Origin of the sequence: Bacillus sp. AFS029533, assembly GCF_002585125.1 — a bacterium.
GTDB classification, from domain to species: domain Bacteria; phylum Bacillota; class Bacilli; order Bacillales; family Bacillaceae_G; genus Gottfriedia; species Gottfriedia luciferensis_B.
On the sequence record NZ_NUQC01000034.1, the window covers coordinates 19,791 to 40,766 of the forward strand.

22 protein-coding genes and 1 other annotated feature are annotated in these 20,976 nt (G+C 31.4%); of the genes, 14 read left to right on the plus strand and 8 right to left on the minus strand.

Features of this window, described 5'->3' with window-relative positions; translation table 11 throughout:
* Positions 1–118 precede the first annotated feature (118 nt).
* Both COE53_RS18220 and COE53_RS18225 read left to right on the plus strand, forming a co-directional pair.
* Entirely contained in the window at positions 119–1,621 is a 1,503-nt protein-coding gene (locus COE53_RS18220; protein ID WP_091024033.1) for an alpha-amylase family glycosyl hydrolase, read from the plus strand.
* A gap of 227 nt (positions 1,622–1,848) precedes the next feature.
* Entirely contained in the window at positions 1,849–2,892 is a 1,044-nt protein-coding gene (locus COE53_RS18225) for a LacI family DNA-binding transcriptional regulator (protein WP_069032967.1), read from the plus strand.
* Between the two features lie 62 nt (positions 2,893–2,954).
* Here the strand turns inward: COE53_RS18225 and COE53_RS18230 are convergent, their stop codons facing one another.
* Complete coding sequence (locus COE53_RS18230) at positions 2,955–3,446, minus strand: YajQ family cyclic di-GMP-binding protein (protein ID WP_069032968.1); 492 nt, start codon at positions 3,444–3,446, stop codon at positions 2,955–2,957.
* A gap of 123 nt (positions 3,447–3,569) precedes the next feature.
* On the opposite strand from COE53_RS18230, the gene COE53_RS18235 reads away from it, so the two are divergent.
* Positions 3,570–4,445 carry a CvfB family protein gene (locus COE53_RS18235; RefSeq protein ID WP_069032969.1) on the plus strand — a complete coding sequence of 292 codons (876 nt, stop codon included), beginning with the start codon at positions 3,570–3,572 and terminating at the stop codon, positions 4,443–4,445.
* Between the two features lie 640 nt (positions 4,446–5,085).
* Positions 5,086–5,937, plus strand: a complete 852-nt coding sequence (locus tag COE53_RS18240) for a YitT family protein (protein ID WP_286133416.1) — start codon at positions 5,086–5,088, stop codon at positions 5,935–5,937.
* A gap of 214 nt (positions 5,938–6,151) precedes the next feature.
* Here COE53_RS18240 and COE53_RS18245 read toward each other — a convergent pair whose 3' ends face one another.
* Complete coding sequence (locus tag COE53_RS18245; RefSeq protein ID WP_084006800.1) at positions 6,152–6,280, minus strand: DUF3941 domain-containing protein; 129 nt, start codon at positions 6,278–6,280, stop codon at positions 6,152–6,154.
* A gap of 215 nt (positions 6,281–6,495) precedes the next feature.
* Between COE53_RS18245 and COE53_RS18250 the strand changes: the two genes are divergently transcribed.
* Positions 6,496–7,305 (plus strand): YitT family protein, encoded by an 810-nt coding sequence (locus COE53_RS18250; RefSeq protein ID WP_286143833.1) that lies wholly within the window; start codon positions 6,496–6,498, stop codon positions 7,303–7,305.
* 49 nt (positions 7,306–7,354) lie between these two features.
* Here the strand turns inward: COE53_RS18250 and COE53_RS18255 are convergent, their stop codons facing one another.
* A complete protein-coding gene (locus tag COE53_RS18255) occupies positions 7,355–7,945 on the minus strand; it encodes a DUF421 domain-containing protein (RefSeq protein WP_091024028.1) in 591 nt (196 codons plus the stop codon).
* 574 nt (positions 7,946–8,519) lie between these two features.
* Here COE53_RS18255 and COE53_RS18260 point away from each other — a divergent pair.
* Entirely contained in the window at positions 8,520–9,038 is a 519-nt protein-coding gene (locus COE53_RS18260; RefSeq protein WP_091024026.1) for a BsuPI-related putative proteinase inhibitor, read from the plus strand.
* A 90-nt stretch (positions 9,039–9,128) separates the two neighbouring features.
* Here the strand turns inward: COE53_RS18260 and COE53_RS24090 are convergent, their stop codons facing one another.
* Positions 9,129–9,272, minus strand: coding sequence for a hypothetical protein (locus COE53_RS24090; RefSeq protein WP_175403460.1), 144 nt, complete (start codon positions 9,270–9,272; stop codon positions 9,129–9,131).
* Between the two features lie 181 nt (positions 9,273–9,453).
* A complete protein-coding gene (locus COE53_RS18265) occupies positions 9,454–10,269 on the minus strand; it encodes a Cof-type HAD-IIB family hydrolase (RefSeq protein WP_069032972.1) in 816 nt (271 codons plus the stop codon).
* A 152-nt stretch (positions 10,270–10,421) separates the two neighbouring features.
* Here COE53_RS18265 and COE53_RS18270 point away from each other — a divergent pair, with 152 nt between their 5' ends.
* Positions 10,422–10,604, plus strand: a complete 183-nt coding sequence (locus COE53_RS18270; protein WP_056473610.1) for a YjzC family protein — start codon at positions 10,422–10,424, stop codon at positions 10,602–10,604.
* A gap of 228 nt (positions 10,605–10,832) precedes the next feature.
* Here the strand turns inward: COE53_RS18270 and COE53_RS18275 are convergent, their stop codons facing one another.
* Positions 10,833–11,021 carry a YjzD family protein gene (locus COE53_RS18275; protein WP_069032973.1) on the minus strand — a complete coding sequence of 63 codons (189 nt, stop codon included), beginning with the start codon at positions 11,019–11,021 and terminating at the stop codon, positions 10,833–10,835.
* A 164-nt stretch (positions 11,022–11,185) separates the two neighbouring features.
* Between COE53_RS18275 and COE53_RS18280 the strand changes: the two genes are divergently transcribed.
* The 6 genes from COE53_RS18280 (at position 11,186) to COE53_RS18305 (ending at position 17,318) form a co-directional block, all read left to right on the plus strand.
* Complete coding sequence (locus COE53_RS18280; RefSeq protein WP_069032974.1) at positions 11,186–11,911, plus strand: hypothetical protein; 726 nt, start codon at positions 11,186–11,188, stop codon at positions 11,909–11,911.
* A gap of 47 nt (positions 11,912–11,958) precedes the next feature.
* On the plus strand, positions 11,959–12,765 hold the full coding sequence (locus COE53_RS18285; protein ID WP_098948507.1) for a hypothetical protein: 807 nt from the start codon (positions 11,959–11,961) through the stop codon (positions 12,763–12,765).
* A 461-nt stretch (positions 12,766–13,226) separates the two neighbouring features.
* Positions 13,227–14,162, plus strand: a complete 936-nt coding sequence (locus COE53_RS18290) for a beta-ketoacyl-ACP synthase III (RefSeq protein WP_069032976.1) — start codon at positions 13,227–13,229, stop codon at positions 14,160–14,162.
* 25 nt (positions 14,163–14,187) lie between these two features.
* Complete coding sequence (gene fabF / locus COE53_RS18295; RefSeq protein ID WP_069032977.1) at positions 14,188–15,426, plus strand: beta-ketoacyl-ACP synthase II; 1,239 nt, start codon at positions 14,188–14,190, stop codon at positions 15,424–15,426.
* A gap of 146 nt (positions 15,427–15,572) precedes the next feature.
* Positions 15,573–16,352 (plus strand): DUF2268 domain-containing putative Zn-dependent protease, encoded by a 780-nt coding sequence (locus COE53_RS18300; RefSeq protein WP_069032978.1) that lies wholly within the window; start codon positions 15,573–15,575, stop codon positions 16,350–16,352.
* A 213-nt stretch (positions 16,353–16,565) separates the two neighbouring features.
* Entirely contained in the window at positions 16,566–17,318 is a 753-nt protein-coding gene (locus COE53_RS18305; RefSeq protein WP_069032979.1) for a YjbA family protein, read from the plus strand.
* Positions 17,319–17,501: 183 nt separating this feature from the next.
* On the opposite strand, the gene trpS is transcribed toward COE53_RS18305, so the two are convergent.
* Both trpS and COE53_RS18315 read right to left on the minus strand, forming a co-directional pair.
* Positions 17,502–18,500 (minus strand): tryptophan--tRNA ligase, encoded by a 999-nt coding sequence (gene trpS / locus COE53_RS18310; RefSeq protein ID WP_098948508.1) that lies wholly within the window; start codon positions 18,498–18,500, stop codon positions 17,502–17,504.
* A gap of 60 nt (positions 18,501–18,560) precedes the next feature.
* Positions 18,561–18,789 (minus strand) — a binding site (T-box leader).
* A 58-nt stretch (positions 18,790–18,847) separates the two neighbouring features.
* Entirely contained in the window at positions 18,848–19,222 is a 375-nt protein-coding gene (locus tag COE53_RS18315; protein WP_098948509.1) for a DUF3899 domain-containing protein, read from the minus strand.
* Between the two features lie 827 nt (positions 19,223–20,049).
* On the opposite strand from COE53_RS18315, the gene opp3b reads away from it, so the two are divergent.
* Entirely contained in the window at positions 20,050–20,976 is a 927-nt protein-coding gene (opp3b, locus tag COE53_RS18320) for an oligopeptide ABC transporter permease (protein WP_069032981.1), read from the plus strand.

Consider the following 20,976-nt stretch of genomic DNA (forward strand, 5'->3'; position numbering starts at 1 on the left):
CAATCGCTTCCATTTTTATGAAATTTAATTTAACATTTGAATTTCATTGTAATATTTTGCAAAATAATGTAGAGAGTGAAATTTTTGTACATGCGAGTGTCTTGCAGGGGGAGAAAAAATGAGGCGATTTGGTATTTTAATACTAGTATCCGTACTATTTTTTAGTACGTTACCAAGTATTAGTTTTGCAGAAAAAAATACAACTGATTTAAGAAAAGAAATGATTTATCGAATTTTAGTTGATCGTTTTTTTGATGGTAATCCTATGAATGATAAAAATACAGACCCGAAAGATTTAAATAAATCTCAGGGTGGGGATTTGGACGGTATTACCCAAAAATTAGATTATCTTAAGGATTTTGGATATAATGCTATTTCTATTTCACCTATTTTTGAGAATGACACAAATTCATATGATGGATTCTCGGTCGTTAATTTTAGAAAAATTGATCCAAGGTTCGGAACAAATAAAGAACTCAAGAAGTTGGTAAAGGAAGCACATAAACGTAATATAAAAGTTTATATTGATTTTGTTACAAATAATGCTTCGCCAAATAGTGAACTTGCTAAAAGAACAGATTGGTTTAATCCTGAAAATAGTACAAGTTCAGAAAAGAAATGGATAAATGGGTTACCTGATTTTAATGAAGAAAACAATGAAGTAGCCAATTACTTAATCGAAACAGCCAAGTATTGGATGGATCAAGCTAATTTTGACGGATATAATTTACAAGAAGTAAATAATGTACCTGTTTCATTTTGGGAATCATTTAATAAAGAAATAAAAAAGAAAGATCCAAATTTCATTTTATTTGCTGATTTAAATGCCACAAGTGATATAGATCTAAATAAATATAAAAATTTAGGTTTTAATGGAATTTATAATGTAGATTCAGTAGCTGATTTGGCAAATACATTTTCTTCACAAAATCAATCATTAACTGACATAATGAAGCAACAAGCGGATTTAAGTAAGCAGTTAGGCTCGACATTAATGATTAACTATGTAGATGATGAAATGACTAAGCGTTTTGTTTCAGTAGCTGTATCAAAAGGGCAGTATCCACCTTCAAGATTAAAGTTGGCACTTGCATATTTATTTACAACACCAGGGATTCCGTTGACGTATTACGGGACAGAAATTGCACTAAATGGTGGAAACATCCCTGATAATCGAAAAGGAATGGATTTCCGTACTGATGAAGATTTTTCAAAATATATTAAAAAATTGACTGAATTAAGAAGAACTTTACCGTCACTTTCTGATGGTGATTTTGAAGTACTGTATGATGATTCTAAAGGTATGACTTTAATTAAGAGACATTACAATGATGAAACTACAATCATAGCAATAAATAATACTTCTCTTGATCAAAAGGTTCATTTAGATTTTGACGTCGTTAAAAAATCTAATGAACTAAGAGGGATGTTAAGTGATGATTTAGTTCGTCCAAATAAAAAAGGATTTGATATCGTCCTAAAAAGAGAATCTTCAAATGTTTATGCAGTTGCACCTAAAACTAGTTTAAACATTGGAGTGATTATTGCAATTCCATCTATTTTTGTAGCGTTTATCATCTTTTTATGGTTTGCAAGAAGACGAAATAATGAAGAGAAATAATTACTAGTTTGCCTAAGCTTAGAATACTTGAAATGATTGCGATCTTTTTAGTATTCTAAGCAAATTAGTAATAGATTAAATCCACTAGATTCCAGTATAATAAACGGGGCATCGACTTGTGAAGGAAGATGTGGATTATTTCAAGTATCGATAATCTTTTAAATAGAGTCTACATCTAAAGAAGAAATGATAACGTTTACATTCATTCGTAAATAAGGGGAATTAAAATGACTATTACAATAAAGGATGTTGCGAAGAAAGCGAATGTAGCGCCTTCAACGGTGTCTCGAGTTATCTCAAACAACCCAAGAATTAGTGAAAAAACAAAAAGAAAAGTTAGAAAAGTTATGGATGAACTAAATTATCATCCCAATTTAAATGCAAGGTCATTGGCTAATCGATCTACGAAATCTATTGGATTAGTTTTGCCACCAGCACTAGATACATCATTTCATAATCCTTTTTTTGCAGAAGTAATTAGAGGTGTAACAGCGTATTCGAATCAAAAAGATTACTCTCTTTATTTTATAACAGGAAACAATGAAGATGAAGTTGAGCAAACTGTGATTAAAACAATTAGAGGTAGAAGAGTAGATGGAATTATTCTGCTTTACTCTAAGGAAAATGATAAAATTATTGATTATTTGAACGAAAATAACTTTCCTTTTGTTTTAGTAGGAAAGCCTTATCATTCAATTGATGATATAACATATATTGATAACGATAATTATGCAGCTGCTAGAGATGTAACGAATTATTTAATTGAACATGGACATCGACAAATTGCGTTTGTTGGAGGAGAAAGTAGTCTTCTAGTAACTCAAAACCGTTTACGTGGATTCCAAGATTCAATGCAATTAAACGGACTTTCAGTAAATGAAGAAGAAATTATATTTACCTCATTTACGAGAGACGGTGGAAGAAAAGCAGTAAATCAATTGCTAGAACTAAAAGAACTTCCGACTGCAATTGTTGTAACTGATGATGTATTAGCATTAGGAATTATAAGTGTATTAAGCGAACATAACATTTCAGTCCCGAAAAACATTTCAATTATTAGCTTTAATAATGCAATTTTTGCAGAATTAGCAAATCCACCATTAACTTCTGTAGATATTAATATTTATCAATTAGGCAATGAAGCAGCAAAAAATATTATTACAAAAATTGAAGAACCAGATGGTACTGAAAAAAGTATCATCGTTCCATATAAAATAGTAGTCCGTGGTACATGTGTAAAAAATGAAAGATTAACGTTAGTAAGTAGCTAATTAAATTTATAAAAGTTAAAAAGAGGATGACTAGTTTCATCCTCTTTTCATTATGTATATATTTATCGGTAATTCAAAAATTGAACATCAATTGATAAATCTGCACCTTTTACAGCAGCGATAATTGCTTGTAAATCATCTCTACTTTTAGCAGTTACACGGATTTGATCATCTTGAATTTGTGATTTTACTTTTAATCCACTATTTTTAATGATTGTATTGATCTTTTTTGCATTATCTTTATCAATACCTTGAACTAATTTAGCTCTTTGTCTTACAGTACCACCTGAAGCACCCTCAACTTTACTGTAATCTAGATTTTTAATAGGAACATTGCGTTTAATTAATTTATTAATTAATACGTCTTTTAATTGCTCTAACTTATAATCGTCATCAGATACTAAAACTAGTTCTTCTTTTTCTAATGTAATTGAGCTTTTGCTTCCTTTAAAGTCATAGCGAGTTGCGATTTCTTTTGTAGCAAGTTGAATCGCATTCGAGACTTCTGGTAAGTCTACTTTTGAAACAATATCAAATGAACTTTCTTTTGACATAGATAGAATCCCTCCAATTCGTTAATACTTGTATTATAGTGTATGATAGACGAAGTAACAAACTTTCATTATGCATGATATAATAATTTTTAGTTTGAAAGTTTAGAGAGGATGTAACAAAAAATGAGTTTACAAGCAGGAGAGATTGTAACTTTAGTTTGCAGTCGAGAAACGGATATTGGGTATATGCTTGTCCAAGATCAGGAAGAAGTATTTTTACATAAAAATGAGGCATCTGGTGAAGTTGAAATAGATCAAGAAGTAACTGTATTTTTATATCATGATTCTAAAGGTAGACTTTCTGCAACGATGGAAATGCCATTCATTACAACAGAAGGTTATGGATTTGCAAAAGTAGTCGATAAACTTGATGGAGTAGGTGTTTTTGTAAACATCGGCATTTCAAAAGATATTCTTTTAGAAAAAGGTGACCTTCCACCTCTTCAAGAAGTTTGGCCTGAAGAAGGCGATGAAATTTTTTGTACGTTAAAGCAAACAAACAAAGGTAGACTATTAATTAAAATTGCTACTGAACCAGTCATGAGAGAGTTCTCTGTTCCGGCTGAACCTAGTATGCTTAATAAAAATGTTACAGGAATCATTTATCGTACTTTAAGAGTGGGTTCTTATATTTTAACTGATGAACGATTCATAGGTTTTATCCATGAATCACAGAGAAAAACTGAACCTCGCATTGGTGAAAGAGTAAGCGGACGCATTATTGATGTTAAAGATGATGGAAGTATTAACGTATCACTTTTACCAAGGGTGCATGAAGGATTAGATCAAGAAGCAAATGACATTTATGAATATATGATGAGTCGTGGTGGGGCAATGCCTTACTGGGATAAGAGTGACGCAGAGGATATTAAAGTAAGATTTAAAATTAGTAAGGCTTCATTTAAACGAGCGATGGGTAGATTATTAAAGGAAAATAAAATCTATCAAGAAGACGGTTGGACATACGCAAAAGAACTGTTTGAGAAGAAAGAGCAATAATTAGAATGTGAAACCACTTCATTGAATGAAGTGGTTTTTTATAAGGGGCGAACAGTTTATTTACATCAAATCAAAAGACAGTAAAAGTTGTTCAGAAAAAAGGTAAGTTAGAGATAAATTCGGATTAAGCATTAAAAATCTAACAAACATATTTGGATATTGATTGATAATTAGCCTTAAAATTTCACCTCAAGCTTTTAATTGGTATTTTCGAAAACTAGTAAAACCACTTTATATTTGAGAGTTTTTCATATTTTGAACAATAGGGAAAACAGATATTAAGTGAACAATTTGAAATGAAATGCATTTTTGATCAACTATTAATTCAATTAATAATAACAAATTCTAGTATTTTTTCAGAAGTTTAAAGACTATAAACAGAATAGACTGCTTATTTACTCAAAGTAAAGGATACTAATTTAGCTTTTTAATGTTAGACTTTTTTGATGAGTAAGTTGATTGGAACGAAAGGGTGCTCGACTCCTATGGGATTAGCGGGAAGGCTNNTCCTTTTACGAAAATTTGGTAATTAATTGACAATAGAGTTTTTCAACAGCAAGAAACCACTTCTATTGGTTTTTTGCTATTTTTTTACAATTTACAGGCATACTAAACATATGAATATTTAGGAGGCTTGTAGGTGAATGACAAAAAAGAATTGTTAATAAAAGTTCTTGTAGTAATATTTGGTGCATTTATGAATGCTTTTGCGATGAATTGTTTTTTAATTCCTGTCAGTGTTTATTCAAGTGGTTTTTCTGGTTTAGCTCAGTTACTTACTAATTTATTAAATGATTTTACACCTTTTTCGGCTTCTACTGGTATTTTACTTGCAATATTAAATATACCCGTCATCATTTTAGCATGGAAAAAAATTGGTCGATCTTTTACGTATTTTACGATTTTAAGCGTTGGAATCACGACGTTATTTTTAGAAGTAATCCCAGTAACGCCTCTTTTCTCAAAAGATATTTTACTAAACGCTGTATTTGGTGGATTAATTGTTGCAGTGGGGATTGGATATACATTAAAGTTTGGTGCTTCAACAGGTGGATTAGATATTGTTGCACTAGTATTATCACGTTCGAAAGGAAAACCAGTTGGTACATACTTCTTCCTGTTTAATGCGTTAATTATTTTAACAGCGGGCTATATTTATGGAATGGAGAAAGCACTTTATACACTAATTAACCTATACGTAACGTCTAGATTTATTGATGCAATTCATACTAGTCATATTAAAGTAACTGCCTTTATTGTTACAACAAAAGGTGACGAGCTGCGTAAAGAAATTCATTCGAAGTTAGTGCGAGGAATTACTGCGATTAATGCAAAAGGTGCCTTTACAAATCAAGATAAACAAATTTTAATGATGGTACTATCACGGTATGAACTATATCATCTATCGAAAGTCATTAAATCCGTTGATGAAAAGGCGTTTACAAATATCGTTCAAACAATTGATGTATTTGGTGAATTTAGGAAGTTTTAAGAGTGGAATTTTATTAAAAAAATCATAAAAAACTGTTCGACTTATACCGAAATTATTGGAAAAGTTGAACAGTTTTATTTTTTGAATCTTATTAATAATAAGGCTTTTTCAAGTTTAGAAAGTTCTTATTGTCTTTCAGAAAGATTTAAATATACTTAAACTATTGGATGAAATTCTACATGTTTTTTGAATCGTTTAAAACGTTTTTTAAATATTAAAGATGATCGACACTTTTAGAAAAAGATTTCTTACCAGCTTGTGCATTTTTTCTTTCTTGTGCATTTTTCTTTTCTCTTATAGCGTTATTATCTTTTGCTTTTTTGTCATTATCACTAGTAGGCATATTTAAGCTCCTTTATAAGAAATGATAATGTTAGGTTTGCCTTTATCACCTTAATTATGTATGTGTGTTCGTTTTTCCATTTTGGCTTTTGTTAAACAACTCTGATGTTTTTACAGAGGCAAATTTTTTATTATAGAGAGAAGTTTTATTTTTTTGAGGAGGAAGCAGAGTTGGTGGAAAGAAATAAAGAGCTATTATTTAAGCTGATTGTCGTAATGATAGGTGGTTTCTTAAATGCGTTTGCAATGAATTGTTTTTTAATTCCTGCTAATGTTTATTCAAGTGGTTTTGCAGGTTTAGCGCAGTTACTTTCAAATATTATTACTGACTACACTCCGTTTACTGCAACGACGGGGATTCTTTTAGCGTTATTAAATATTCCTGTTATCGTCTTAGCATGGAAAAAAGTTGGACGTTCCTTTACGTTTTTTAGTTTCTTCAGTGTAGGGATTATGACATTATTTTTGGAAATCTTACCTATTAAACCGATTTTTTCTAATGATATTCTGCTTAATGCAGTTTTTGGTGGTTTAATTGCTGCGATCGGAATTGGTATGACATTAAAATTTGGTGGATCTACAGGTGGGTTGGATATTATCGCCTTAGTTCTTTCAAAATCAAAAGGGAAACCGGTTGGAACCTATTTCTTTTTATTTAATGCAATTATTATCATTACAGCTGGTCAGCTATATGGAATGGAAAAAGCTCTTTATACTTTAATCAATTTATATGTTACTACTCGTGTAATCGATAGTGTTCATACAAGTCATGTTAAGCTAACGGCAATGATTGTCACTACAAAAGGTGAAGAGCTTAGAAAAGAAATTCATGCGAAGCTTGTCCGTGGAATTACACAAATGAATGCTACTGGAGCATTTACTAAACAAGATAAAGATATTTTAATGATTGTTTTATCTCGTTATGAATTATATGATTTGGAAAGAATTATAAAAAGGGTAGATCCTAAAGCTTTTACGAATGTGGTACAAACTGTTGATGTCTTAGGTGAATTTAGAAAGATTTAAATAGAAAAAGACTAGCAAAAAGGTTTAATTTTGGTAGTCTTTTTTTGATTTATTTCAATTTAGTATTTTCGGGTTTTTCTTTTCCTTTTAATTCATTAAAAATTGAAGCAGAACTTTGAGTATTCTTGCTTAAATTATTATTGTTAAGTTGAAATCCGTACGACTCCATTAGTGTTTTAAACTCTTTAATTGTTAATGGTTTCGCATCCTCAGCTAATTCAAATCCTAATAAGCCATTTGGCTCAATTGTAGCAAATTTAATATCCTCAAATTTATTAATTCCTTCATTTCGAATACGCATTTCTAATTGATCAACCGTTAAACGTAATTTTTTTAAATTTTTAACATTCAACTTCCCGTTTTCTACTACAATTTTTGATTTTCCTGTAAAAAATTTTTCAAGAGTATTAGATTTCATCTGTAAATATTCTAATGCAAGTAAAGTTAATACAAAAACTGTAGCAGCAACAATTGTTTTTGTTAAGCCTTTTTCAATAATTGGAGTAACGATAATTGTACCAATCGAAATCATAACAATCGTTTGGGGCAACGTCATTTGTGAAATTGATTTTCTTCCAGCTATTCTTAATAGTAAAATGCCAGCTAAAATTAGAATAAATGAATGAAAAATAGTATGCATCATGTGAATTCCCCTTTCAATTATAGGTAAGGAGTACATATGTCATTGATCAAGCTTTATTATTATTAATAGACAATTTTAATGATTAGATAAATACTTAATTAATTTTTCTTTTAATTTTAAGATTTATGCATTCGTATTTAAATCATCTCAAACTGTAAGTAGAAATGACACGAAAGTTAAGTCTAAAGTTAAAAATTCCTAGTGTGTTTCAATTTACTAAGTATCAATAAAAAAGAGAACAGCAGAAGCGGTCTGTTGTTCTCAAATTCAATGATCATTTTTAATCTTTATTTATATACCTTCATTGGAAGATAAGTTAATGACTGCCCAGTTGCCGAAGCAGTTAAATTATTTTCTAATTCAAACTCTTTAACCGGTTCGATATCTAGTCAAAATATTTTTTATAGAGTACAAGGTAGTAGGATATGGAATATGATTGGAAATATATTTGATGGCTAGTAGTGGTAATTTTTTTGCGAGAAGGTGTTTTAATCTCGAATATTTTGTTAAAGTAATTTCTCAGCTTTTTGGTATAATTTAGGGTAAGGATATTAAAAAGGTGGAGATTATTTTGAAAAAGGGATCGATTCTCTTACTAGCTTGTTCGCTACTTCTTTCTGGTTGTGGTGCTAAGAGTGACAAGGAAATAAAACCAACACCAAGTACAAAACAAACTGTAGGTCAAATTAATGAGATAGACGTTGAAAAGCTTTTATCAACACTTGAAGTTACAGAAGCTAACGGGCTTGTAAAGATGAAATATTCATTACGTAATGATAATAAAATCCCTGCAAATTTTACATTCCCTTCATCACAAACAGTTGATTTTACAATTAAAGATGAGAGTGGACAAGTAGTTTATCAATCATCTCGAGAAATGGTTTATGCACAAGTCATTACAAATGTTGCAGTTCCTAGCGGAAAAACACAAGTTTGGGAAGAACAAGTTAATTTTGTAAATAAAAACCTTCCATATGGTAATTATGTAATAACTGCAAATTTCGTTGCATCAAAGGTTAATGAGAAGAATCTTAATGGGGAAATTAAACCAGTTACACAAACAGTTACCTACCAGAAACTTCTTCAGTAAATAAAGAACAAAGAAACCGAGAACTAGTATAAATAAAAAAACAACCAAAGGAGTATTCCAATGGTTGTTTTTTGTTTTTAATGCTTTAAATTAAGCATTAAAGCTTTGGCTATTACTAGCTTTTCGCTCTTCTGCTTCAGCTAGTGTAAAGTGGTAAGGGAATTTTTCAGAGTACTTTGTAACAGAATCAGAACTTTGTTGAATAAAGCGCTTAGACTTATTACTTTTGCCCATTATGATTCCCTCCTAAATAGGAAAGCTTTTTGTTTTTGACTTCTCAAGAATTTCCAATAGTAATTGATCAATATCAAAAAGTGGATAATCCCTTTGGTGAAGTCCTTTATAGAATGCTCATTTAGCAAATTGTTATAAGTGGTTATTATTAGTTATCTTTGAAATTAATGACAAAGAAAAATTATATTTTTAAGTTGAAAAAATCTTCGAGGAAAATCGCGATTCCATCATCTTGATTCGATAATGTTGTGTGATTTGCAATATTCTTTAATTGATGAATTGCGTTATCCATAGCAACACCATGACCAGCATATTCAATCATTTCCAAATCATTGTCCTCATCCCCAAAAGCTATAATGTTTTTTCGAGGAATATTATAAAAAGATGCTACTTTTTGTAGACCTATTGCTTTATTCATACCTGCTTTAACAATTTCGATTATATGATGAGGTGCTGCCCAGCGACGGTGATCAATTACTTCAGCGTGGACATTGGATAAGTGCTCACGAATACTTGCAACATGAGACTCTTCACTATCGATTAGAAGACATGTTGGCGCTTGAGTAAGATTTATCACTAAATCTCCGTGGATTATATCTTCTTTTAAGTAGTGGAAAAGTGGGAGGATCTCCTCTTCGTGTTTATCCGCGTATACATCATCCATTACTTCAGCATACATATTTTTTAATTCATACTCTCTACAAGAACTAATTACCTCTTTTGCCACTTCTAAAGGTAATGATTCGTGATATACTCCCCATGAATCATCTAGAGGGTGATGAACATAAGCACCATTAAAGTTTACAATTGGAGTTGTAAGTTTTAATTGGTCATAATACATTTTACTAGCTCTAAAAGGTCTACCAGTTGAAATACATACTTCGTGACCCTGATTCATTAACTGTTGGATCACTTTTAAAGTACGTTCGGATATTATTTTTTCATCCGTTAATAAGGTGCCGTCTAAATCTAGTGCAATTAAGTGTTTTGTTTTCATATTCATCACCTTTTATTTTTTAATGTTAATCTCTTTAAGAAAAAATATTATTGGATAAAAAGCCAATAATTACTAATGATACCATCTTTTTAAAAGAAAAAACTTTCTTTTTAGAGGAACAATAAGAACCTAAAAAGAAGGAGGAATGGATTATGGGACAAGCACATCAATTTCGACCAGGCGACAAAGCACCAAATAATGGGGTATACGTGGAAATCGGTGAAACAGGAAGTAACGTAACTCGCCCAAAACAAATTAAACTTCAGGCAGGAGAAGTTTTTCCAGATACACAAAACCATAACAGAAAATGGACATATAAATCTAAATTTAAATAATTGTGGATCATAGAAGAGTAAAAAAAATAAAACACTAAATATGTATAAAAAAAGCGCTTTCGATTAATTGATCGAGGGCGCTCTTTTATGCGTTTACAATATACAAAATATTGAATGTATTTATCAAAATTTTAGTATTTTATAAATTATCTAAATCTATAATTGATGACATATGTATATACCAAGTTGAACGTTTTTGGGTGCTACAACATATGTTATATATAGATTTTAGTGGTGTTTTGCAACAGGTTCGTTAGGGATTATCGCTTCGCTAAGAACTGAAATAGCTAAAGATAATACTACAGCCATAACTGAAGCAGTTGTGAAATTATACTCTCCGCCAGTCATTGAACTTAAAACGTAAGCTCCCATTTGGCATAAAACAAAGCTCCAGAACAATGTCATAATAAAACGCACTCTAATCACTCCTATCTAGTTAGTTCTTATCATATTATATACCTAGAAATTTGATAATTGAAGTTATAATTAAAAAGTTTTAATTAAAAAAAGTAACTTAAGAATTTTTTCATACCTATTTTATAATTCCCCAAAAATACTACATTAATAATAAGGTGATAGGAATGCCTGTAACTGAGAGATTTTTTAAACAAGAGGATCAATATGCAGTTATTCATCTACCTATTAGACCGAATGGTTTCGGAGTACTCTATGTCGGTGGGAATACTCATTACGTAGATAATGCACATAGTTGCTTATTGCAGCATTTTGATAAAAGAAAGTTATTATCAACTTTAACAGATGAAGGGTACACAGTGTTCACTTCAAATTTGTATGGAAAAAATTGGGGTTCTGATGACGCTGTCGATTTAGCAGAAAGCTTATATCATTCAGTTATGAGAAAAGAAATTTTGAATCCATCAATTCATATAATTGGAGAAGGTACTGGTGCATTAGTCGTTTGTAAATTACTCGGCCACTTAAAGGGAAAAGTCAGAAGTATTTCATTGTTAAATCCATCGTTAAATTTAAAAAATGAATTAGATTTAGAAAGAGAAAATAAATTGTTCTATAAAAGAACAGTTCATGAAATTTTAAAAGCATATAAAGCGCCGGATATATATATGGTTATAGATAGAGAATGTTTTTTTTATGAAACAATCTCACCGATTAAAATTTATACCACAACAAGAAATCATTATAAATGGAAAAGCGATATTAGACTTTTAGAGGAAGAGCGACATAAAAATAATTTACCGATTTCGATTTTGATTTCATTAGAAGAGAAAAAATTTGATTGTGGCAGAAACTTAATAAGGTTTTTAAAAAAATATCAGGATGTTTTATAGTCTCTATATTTTTTTTGAATAAATTTCCTAAAAGAAGGAGGTTAATAATGAAAAAGTGTGCTGTTATTGGATCCAGTGGATTTATAGGATATGAGTTGGTTTGCCAACTAATGGAATATAACGATGTTTCAGCCGTTGTGATGGAAAAAGGAAATGAAAGTGATTTAATAAGTGAAGAAAAAATCTTTTCAATCGGAAGAAATGCAAGGGTTATCTTTTTAGATGAAGAGCAATTTTTATTAGAGAATGAGCAATATGATACTATTTTTATTTGTCATTTTTATGACGAACTAAAGTTAAAAGGCTCAATTAATAGTATAGAGTTTACAGAAAAACTATTTAACAAGATCATGAGCAAAAGTAAGGATATTATCTTTTTATTGTCTACAAAAAAAGAATTAGCAGATTTAGAAAGAACTGTAAATGAATTGAGTAAAAATATTGATTGCAATATTACTTATATTGAAATTCCATCTTTATATGGACCTTGGGAGCCATCCGCAGGCTTAGTTCATGAATTGATTGTTCAAGACTTAGGAAAGAGAAATGTATCCATAAAAAATGTATACGGTTCGAATGAAATCCTATTTGTAGAAGATGTAGGGAAAGCAATTCGAATAATTTCTGAGAAGGAATTAAAAGAACATAAATATATCATTACAGCTAAACAAAGTATGTTCTTACCAGAGGACGGGAATTTCACCGGATTACAAAATATGATCGACGGAATAAAGTTCACTCAAATGAGAAATTATATTGATGCAACTCCTTTTGTTATTATTAATACAACTTTATTTGAGGATGGTATACAAAAGCAAAAGCAGCAAATTCAACAGCATTTTCATCTTTATTAAAACTTTTTTGATGAAAAAATTGATTGAAGCTAATGGGGTGCTCGACTCCTATGGGGTGTAGGGAGGGCTTAAGACCCCACAGGAACCTACGTGCCGATGAAGCTAAAGTCTCGCTCCATTGAAAGGTGGAAAGCGAGCATTCTGTAAGGAAATCAAACTTACTTGGGCTACTTTACGAAAACATGGTTAATAATGGCAAGATTGTCTTTCAACAGCGTGAAGGAAATGGTTCATTTTGAACTATTTCCTTTTTTGTAGTAGAATACTATTCGTTTGAAAATTCGCTTTGGCTTTGAGGTCCGTCCAATTGAGTGGTATTCTTTTTATGAAATGATTCATCTTTTTTACATAGCCTAGATTTAAAAAGATAAAAATGTAGACAAAGTACATATTATTTCATAAAATTAGTACCAGGTAATAATAAGAAGACATAAAAATAATAAAGTAAGGCGGGGATATTAATGAATGCTGGAATTTTAGGTATTGGCTCATACGTACCCGAAAAAAAGTTAACTAATTATGATTTAGAACAAATGATGGATACTTCAGATGAGTGGATTGTTAGTCGTACTGGTATTAAAGAAAGAAGAATTGCTAGTGACGAACAAGACACATCTGATTTAGCATATGAAGCTGCGGTAGAAGCTTTAAAAGATGCAGATGTAAAAGCAGAAGAACTTGACTTAATTCTTGTTGGAACTGTTACTCCAGATAAGTCGTTTCCATCAGTTGCATGTGTAATTCAAGAAAGACTTGGAGCTAAAAATGCAGCTGCAATGGATATTAGTGCTGCTTGTGCTGGTTTTATATACGGAGTTGTTACTGCAGCTCAGTTCGTAAAAACTGGTACATACAGTAGAATTCTAGTAATCGGAGCTGAAAAGTTAACTAAAATTGTTAACTGGGAAGATCGAAATACGGCAGTTTTATTTGGTGACGGTGCAGGTGCTGCGGTTATCGGTCCAGTAAGTGAAGGTAGAGGAATTCTTTCTTATGAATTAGGAGCGGACGGTACAGGTGGTAAACATCTTTATAAAGGTGGAGATCATTTAGTAATGAATGGTCGAGAAGTGTTTAAATTTGCAGTTCGTCAAATGGGAGATTCATGTGAAACTGTATTAAAATTAGCAGGATTAACAAAAGAAGAAGTGGATTTCTTAATTCCACACCAAGCGAATACTCGTATTATGGACGCTGCAAGAGAAAGATTACAGCTTCCTAAAGAAAAAATGAGTGTAATTATTGATCGTCATGGTAATACATCTTCATCTTCAATTCCAATTGCACTAGTTGAAGAATATAAAAAAGGAAATGTTAAAGAAGACGATGTATTAGTATTAGTTGGATTTGGCGGCGGATTAACTTGGGGTGCAATTGCACTTCGATTCGGAAGATAATCTAATTGAAGGAGGATTTTTAGATATGAAAAAACGAGTTGTTATTACAGGTTTAGGTGCTGTATCACCTATTGGTAATGATATAAATACAGTATGGGAAAGTTTAATGAATGGAAAGAGTGGAATTGGTGTTCTGACTCGAAAAAATCCTGAAAATTTCCCGGTTAAAGTTGCAGGAGAAGTAAAAGACTTTGATCCTGAAAAATATATTGATAAAAAAGAAGTTAAACGAATGGACCGTTTTACTCACTATGCAATTGCAGCTTCAAAAATGGCATTAGAAGATGCAAACTTTACGATTGATGAAGAAATTGCTCCAAAAGTTGGTGTTTGGATTGGTTCTGGTATCGGTGGTATGGAAACATATGAAGAACAGTTTAATACATTCCTAACAAAAGGTGCACGTCGAGTAAGCCCATTCTTTATTCCAATGCTAATCCCTGATATGGCATCTGGACAAGTATCGATCTTAACAGGTGCTAAAGGTCCAAATGGTTGTACAGTTACAGCTTGTGCTTCTGGTGCAAGTTCGATTGGTGATGCTTTCAAAATTATTCAACGTGGCGATGCAGTTGCAATGATTACTGGTGGTGCAGAAGCACCAATTACTGATATGGGTCTTGCTGGATTCTGTGCTGCTAGAGCTTTATCATTAAATCCTGATCCAGAAAAAGCTTGTCGTCCTTTTGATAATGCTCGTGATGGCTTTATCATTGGTGAAGGTGCTGGTATCGTATTCCTTGAGGAATTAGAACACGCATTAGCTCGTGGAGCAAAGATTTATGCTGAAATCGTTGGATACGGAACAACTGGTGATGCACACCATATTACAGCACCAGCTCCAGGAGGAGAAGGTGGCGCTCGTGCAATGAGAATGGCACTTGATGATGCTGGTTTATCAGTTGAAGACATTCATTATATTAATGCACATGGAACAAGTACTGAATTAAACGATAAATTTGAAACGATGGCAATTAAAGAAGTATTTGGTGAACATGCATACAATGTACCAATTAGTTCAACAAAATCTATGACTGGTCATATGCTAGGAGCTGCTGGTGGAATTGAAGCAATTATTACAGCACTTACAATCCATAATAAAGTAATTGCTCCAACGATTAATCACCAAGAAACTGATAGCGAATGTGATTTAGATTATGTACCAAATGTTGCTAGACCATTTAATGTAAAAGCAGCAATTTCTAATTCATTAGGATTTGGTGGACATAATGTAACTTTAGCATTTAAAGAATACACTAAATAAGTTTAAAATTTATTTAAATTTTGGACACACTAGCTTAGGTCTTTACCTAAGCTTTTTTTTATTAGAAATCACAGTGTAAAAAAAAGTAACTTTCACTAGTTAATTATCATACTTTAATAGTAAATTGAGGTGATTAACTTGGGATAATGCCAACTTATAAATGGGTTGATTTTATTGAAGATAAACAATTGGTAATGAAAAAACTTTTACCATATTTTCCGAAATATAATGAGGAAAGTTTATATAAATATCTTCTTTCCCACGGTTTATCGAGGCTGTCAACCTTGAGTAAAGATGATCTGAAACAACTAGATGAAGAAAGTATATGGAAAAGCCTTTCAGAAGAGTTTGAGAAGTTAAAAAGAGAATTTAATGGACCAGACATACCTATATTTATTTTACCTTGTCATAGAAGTGCAAGTATGTTTAAAAACACGACTTATCAAAGGGGCGGAATCGCACATAAAAATTGTATTTGTTTATTTTTGTCCCCATTAGAAGGAATTTTACAACATAAAGCAGTATTATTACATGAGTATCATCATATTGTAAGATTGACAAAGTTATATAAAAACAAAAAGGTCACATTACTTGATGCAATGATTTTAGAAGGGTTAGCCGAAACTGCAGTTTTAGAAAAATATGGAGAAGCAGTTCAGGCACCATGGACAAATCAATATTCTTCCAAGCAATGTGAATTATATTATAAAAAATATTTAATAGATAAACTTGAGATAACAAGTAATGATGATAATTTTTCAAAGTACTTGTATGGTGGGAACGGAATTCCAAAATTATTGGGTTACAGTGTTGGATATGACATTGTTAAAAGTTGTACAGAGCAGACTGAATGGTCAACTGATATCCTTTTACGAACGCCAAGTAAAAAGATTAAGGAAAACGCAATACATTATATTTCAATTTGAATGCAAACGATTCCAGGGCATATCAGAGCTTATATAATGTATTGCAGTATTAATGTATCAGAGATGCTTTAATCTATGATATTTTAATAATTTATTGACGATTTTTCATTCAGTTTGTAAAACACTTTTTGTAATTCAGTGGAAAATGGAATAAATTAGTGAATCACTGACCATACTGAAAGTTACATACAGTTGTGAAGTGAGGGGTAGTAAATGTTGTATTTACATGATGTATGGGTCAATTGGTTTGAAGGTGAAGAAAATGGTTACAATGTCTGTCATTTTTTTGAATGGAGAAAAGATGATAGTGTTGAATTATTAGACCAAGTTCCAGTCATTAAAGTTACTCCAGAGTTATATCAGTATATTGAAAATGAACTATTAGAGCTTCCTTCCGGTCTATTAACTGAAGTGTTTCAAAAGTCTTATGTAAGAAAGAATCATGAGCGTATTCAGCTAGATTATTGCTTTGTAGTAACTGACGGTAATGGTATTATTGCGATTGACACAATTGGGTATAATATTCCAATTCGAAAAAGTCGTTTAATACCAAGGCAAGAACAAATGGTGTATGATATGACAGCCGAGATTGAAGAGAGCCATTATAATCTTCAAAATTTAGTAAATGATGAAACAAAAGAACATCATATACTGTCACCGTCGCCAATTATTATGAGCGGACTAACAAGAAAAGAAAGACAACTAAAGCAGTTATTATTTATGGCGTTAGATCAACTTCATTCATCAAAAAATCCTTCGGAGATCAGGTATTGGTACACTGAGTGGAATCCAAGATCGTATCAACATATTCAGGATTTGTCATTTGAGGACATTTGGTCTCAATTATATGACGAAATAAAGAGTGGTTGGTCAGAGCGACATGAGCAATTATGTGGAAGAATCGTTAAAGGTCAACCTTTCTTTGAAAAACTATGGGAAATGGAACACGAACAAAAAGTAAACTAAAAGAGGTTATTTAAAATGACCTCAAAACGAAAAAGACCCTCAAGGTGATATAAAGTGCCTTGTGGGTTTTTTAGTGATTTCTTGATACTTCGACCTTTTCCTCAAAGTAAAGAAAAAGGTGTCTCTAAAGTCCTTTGACTTATAAGACACCCATTACTATTTTAATTTTTAAGTAAAACAGAATTATTTTTTTCTTTTGCGACCTAATCCCATAGCATTTTCCATTTTTTTAATCATTTTACTCGCAACGGCATTTGCTTTTGCAGCTCCTGCATCTAAAATATCATCTAATTCAGTTGAAGAAATAATTTCTTTATAGCGTTCTTGTAAAGGACGTAATCCATTTACTACTACATCTGCAACATCTTGTTTGAATTCTCCATAATTTTTACCAACGTATTTATTTTCCAATTCCTGAATTGTTTCACCAGTAAATGCTGAGTAAATGCTTAATAAATTTGAAATACCAGGCTTATTTTCTTTATCATACTTAACAATGCCTTCAGAGTCAGTTACAGCACTTTTAATTTTCTTTTCAATTACTTTCGGATCGTCTAAAACAAAGATCGTAGCTTTTTGATTTTCATCGGATTTACTCATTTTTTTAGTTGGATCAGCTAAACTCATAATTCTAGCAGCGTCTTTACTAATTCTAACTTCAGGGATTGTAAAGATATCGTTATATTTCTTATTAAAACGCTCTGCTAAGTCACGAGTAAGCTCTAAATGTTGCTTTTGGTCATCTCCAACTGGAACTAAGTGGGTACCGTATAAAAGTATATCTGCGGCCATTAAAGGTGGGTAAGTTAATAAAGCAGCAGATACACCATCTTTACCAGTTGATTTATCTTTAAACTGTGTCATACGCTCTAATTCACCGATATATGATATACATTGCATCATCCATCCTGCTTGAGCGTGTGCAGGTACTTCAGATTGAATGAAAATAGTTGATTTTTCTGGGTCTAATCCAGCAGCAACATAGATTGCAGAGAGACTTTGAATGTTTTTACGTAAAGCAAGTCTGTCTTGAGGAACTGTTATTGCATGTTGATCAACAATACAGAAATAACAGTTATAATCATTTTGTAATTCAATGAATTGTTTAACCGCACCTAAATAGTTACCTAAAGTAATACCTCCAGATGATGTTGGTTGAATTCCACTAAAAATAGTTTGCATCTTAAAATCCTCCTAAATTAAGCTAATTAAAATAAAAAAAGCGGCATAATCTCTCTATTACATAGAGACGATTAAACCGCGGTACCACTCTAGTTATTCCAAATAAGGAATCACTTATGCATGAAATCATGCTCTCATCTATCGTTTGAGTTACGTCGAAGCCTACTTATACTATATGTTCGGTTCGAAGCTCAGAAGTCCATTCGACAGGGAGCATGACTTGTTTTCACCATCCACAAGCTCTCTTAACATGCTAAATCTGTGTACTACTCTTCTTCATAGCTTATATATACTTTCTATAGATAATATCTTAATTATATTCAACTTTCAAGATGTTGATACATCATTTAGTAAATAATGATAAAACTGAATAAAAAAGAAAGGATAATTAAAGTAATAGACGCCATAAGTAATGGTTTTGTAATTGAAAATCTATATCTTCTATAGATCATATCCTTTTTAACAGTAAGTGATTCATCACCAGTCATCTCTGCCATCTGTTGGTCTCTCGTTCCGAAAACTTTACGCATTCCAAAGCGAGTGATATTAAAAAATCCACTTTGTACGATTAGTAAAAAACCACCTATAACAAATAATGTTAGTCCGATATAGAATATCGTGTTCGTGAAATGAAGGAAAAAGTTTAATGTTCCTTGGGTAAGAGAAAAGATTGCTGCTAGTACTATCGTAGATAATACGACAATAATATAGTGTTTCGACATTTAATTTGTGATCCTCCTGTTGGAAAGAATTATATCTTGTAGACTTAATAATGCTATACTATAATAACATTGTAAACAGTTTCAACTAATCGTTACAAAATATTTTTAAATTTTTAGCATTTTTAAGACAATTCTCTTTATTTTAACAAATTATTTAATTTTATTTGTCAAAATTGTTGTAAAACTCTAATAAAAATGTATAATAAAATTTGTAGAAAAAAATCGATACTTATCGAAAATTCTACTATAAAAATTCAGAATTGTATATTAACTTTCTGCATTTTAACCTACATTGCATTAGCATCTTAGGGGGTATACATCATGGATTGTGAGATATGTTACGATAAATAAATTTGCTATACAGGAATTGTAAATTTAATTTTTGGATTAGCATTCATTTTTTTACCAAATTTATGAATAAATATCTAAATTAGCTGTTTTTTATAAGGATCCCAGTTCAACTAATTAGGGAGAAATTGCAAGAAATAATCTGTTTAGAATAATAATTTAGAATTTTCCAGTAAAAAAATATTGACCAAAAGCGTCATTACGAATACGCTTACATTGTTGGAAAAAAAAGCTTAAGCAAAAATTTACACCATTTTACATCAAATGAAAAAAAAGGATTAAATGATTAATCCCATGTTTGAGAATAATATGGACAAGAAGTTAAATCGATCGAAAAAATTAAAGAATTATAATTGGTACTAAAGAGTATGTGGTATAGATCCAATAGGGGAAAGGTCCAAATGCTCTCATTTTTACAAAAGAATTATCAAAAAATAAAAAAAATAAAATATTTTTTAAATTAATAGGGGGGTGCAGTTGTGGGACGTTACGTGCTACAGAGATTTATTTACATGTTTGTCACACTATTTTTGATTTGTACTGTTACATTTTTCTTAATGAAGTTGTTACCAGGTTCTCCATTAAAAAACCCAGAGAAATTAACACCTGACCAAAAGCAAATTATTTTTGCTAAATATGGGTTAGATAAGCCAGTTCCTGTACAATATGCAAATTACATGAAAAATCTTGCTAAAGGTGATTTAGGAGATTCATATAAATACGATAATCGTAAAGTAACTGATATGATCTCGACTCGTATTGGTCCATCAGCTCAATTAGGTGCTCAAGCACTATTATTAGGAACATTTATCGGATTAATCTTCGGTATCGTAGCAGCATTAAAAAATAATACTATATGGGACTACGGTTCTACTGTTCTAGCAGTTTTAGGTATCTCGATTCCCTCATTCGTATTCGGGGCAATCTTACAGTATTATTTGGCAGTAAAATTACATTGGTTCCCGGTAGCATATTGGGAAAGCTTTAAATACACGATTCTACCAACAATTGCATTATCAGTATTCGTTACAGCAACAGTAGCTCGATTCTCAAGAACTGAGTTAATCGAAGTTATGAACTCAGAGTATATCGTAACAGCAAAAGCAAAAGGTATCTCGCAAGTAGGCGTAATCATTAAGCATGCACTACGAAATGCATTAATTCCAGTAGTTACAATTTTAGGTCCAATGGCTGTAAACTTAATGACTGGTACATTAGTTATTGAAAATATGTTTGCTGTACCTGGACTAGGTTCTCAATTCGTTAACTCAATTGTAACAAATGACTACTCAGTAATTATGGGTACAACGATTTTCTATAGTGCATTATTATTAATAGTAATCTTCGTTGTAGATATTTTATACGGTGTAATTGATCCACGTATCCGTTTAGCAGGAGGTAAATAA

What these genes read in the sequence shown, in the direction of transcription:
- COE53_RS18270 (WP_056473610.1), top strand. Translation starts at nt 10,422, where the DNA reads ATGGGACAAGCACATCAATTTCGACCAGGCGACAAAGCACCAAATAAT.
- fabF (WP_069032977.1), top strand. Translation starts at nt 14,188, where the DNA reads ATGAAAAAACGAGTTGTTATTACAGGTTTAGGTGCTGTATCACCTATT.
- COE53_RS18290 (WP_069032976.1), top strand. Translation starts at nt 13,227, where the DNA reads ATGAATGCTGGAATTTTAGGTATTGGCTCATACGTACCCGAAAAAAAG.
- COE53_RS18285 (WP_098948507.1), top strand. Translation starts at nt 11,959, where the DNA reads ATGAAAAAGTGTGCTGTTATTGGATCCAGTGGATTTATAGGATATGAG.
- trpS (WP_098948508.1), bottom strand. Translation starts at nt 18,500, where the DNA reads ATGCAAACTATTTTTAGTGGAATTCAACCAACATCATCTGGAGGTATT.
- COE53_RS18255 (WP_091024028.1), bottom strand. Translation starts at nt 7,945, where the DNA reads ATGCATACTATTTTTCATTCATTTATTCTAATTTTAGCTGGCATTTTA.
- COE53_RS18265 (WP_069032972.1), bottom strand. Translation starts at nt 10,269, where the DNA reads ATGAAAACAAAACACTTAATTGCACTAGATTTAGACGGCACCTTATTA.
- COE53_RS18230 (WP_069032968.1), bottom strand. Translation starts at nt 3,446, where the DNA reads ATGTCAAAAGAAAGTTCATTTGATATTGTTTCAAAAGTAGACTTACCA.
- COE53_RS18300 (WP_069032978.1), top strand. Translation starts at nt 15,573, where the DNA reads ATGCCAACTTATAAATGGGTTGATTTTATTGAAGATAAACAATTGGTA.
- COE53_RS18305 (WP_069032979.1), top strand. Translation starts at nt 16,566, where the DNA reads ATGTTGTATTTACATGATGTATGGGTCAATTGGTTTGAAGGTGAAGAA.
- COE53_RS18220 (WP_091024033.1), top strand. Translation starts at nt 119, where the DNA reads ATGAGGCGATTTGGTATTTTAATACTAGTATCCGTACTATTTTTTAGT.
- COE53_RS18280 (WP_069032974.1), top strand. Translation starts at nt 11,186, where the DNA reads ATGCCTGTAACTGAGAGATTTTTTAAACAAGAGGATCAATATGCAGTT.
- COE53_RS18235 (WP_069032969.1), top strand. Translation starts at nt 3,570, where the DNA reads ATGAGTTTACAAGCAGGAGAGATTGTAACTTTAGTTTGCAGTCGAGAA.
- COE53_RS18315 (WP_098948509.1), bottom strand. Translation starts at nt 19,222, where the DNA reads ATGTCGAAACACTATATTATTGTCGTATTATCTACGATAGTACTAGCA.
- COE53_RS24090 (WP_175403460.1), bottom strand. Translation starts at nt 9,272, where the DNA reads ATGGGCAAAAGTAATAAGTCTAAGCGCTTTATTCAACAAAGTTCTGAT.
- COE53_RS18250 (WP_286143833.1), top strand. Translation starts at nt 6,496, where the DNA reads ATGATAGGTGGTTTCTTAAATGCGTTTGCAATGAATTGTTTTTTAATT.
- COE53_RS18225 (WP_069032967.1), top strand. Translation starts at nt 1,849, where the DNA reads ATGACTATTACAATAAAGGATGTTGCGAAGAAAGCGAATGTAGCGCCT.
- COE53_RS18245 (WP_084006800.1), bottom strand. Translation starts at nt 6,280, where the DNA reads ATGCCTACTAGTGATAATGACAAAAAAGCAAAAGATAATAACGCTATA.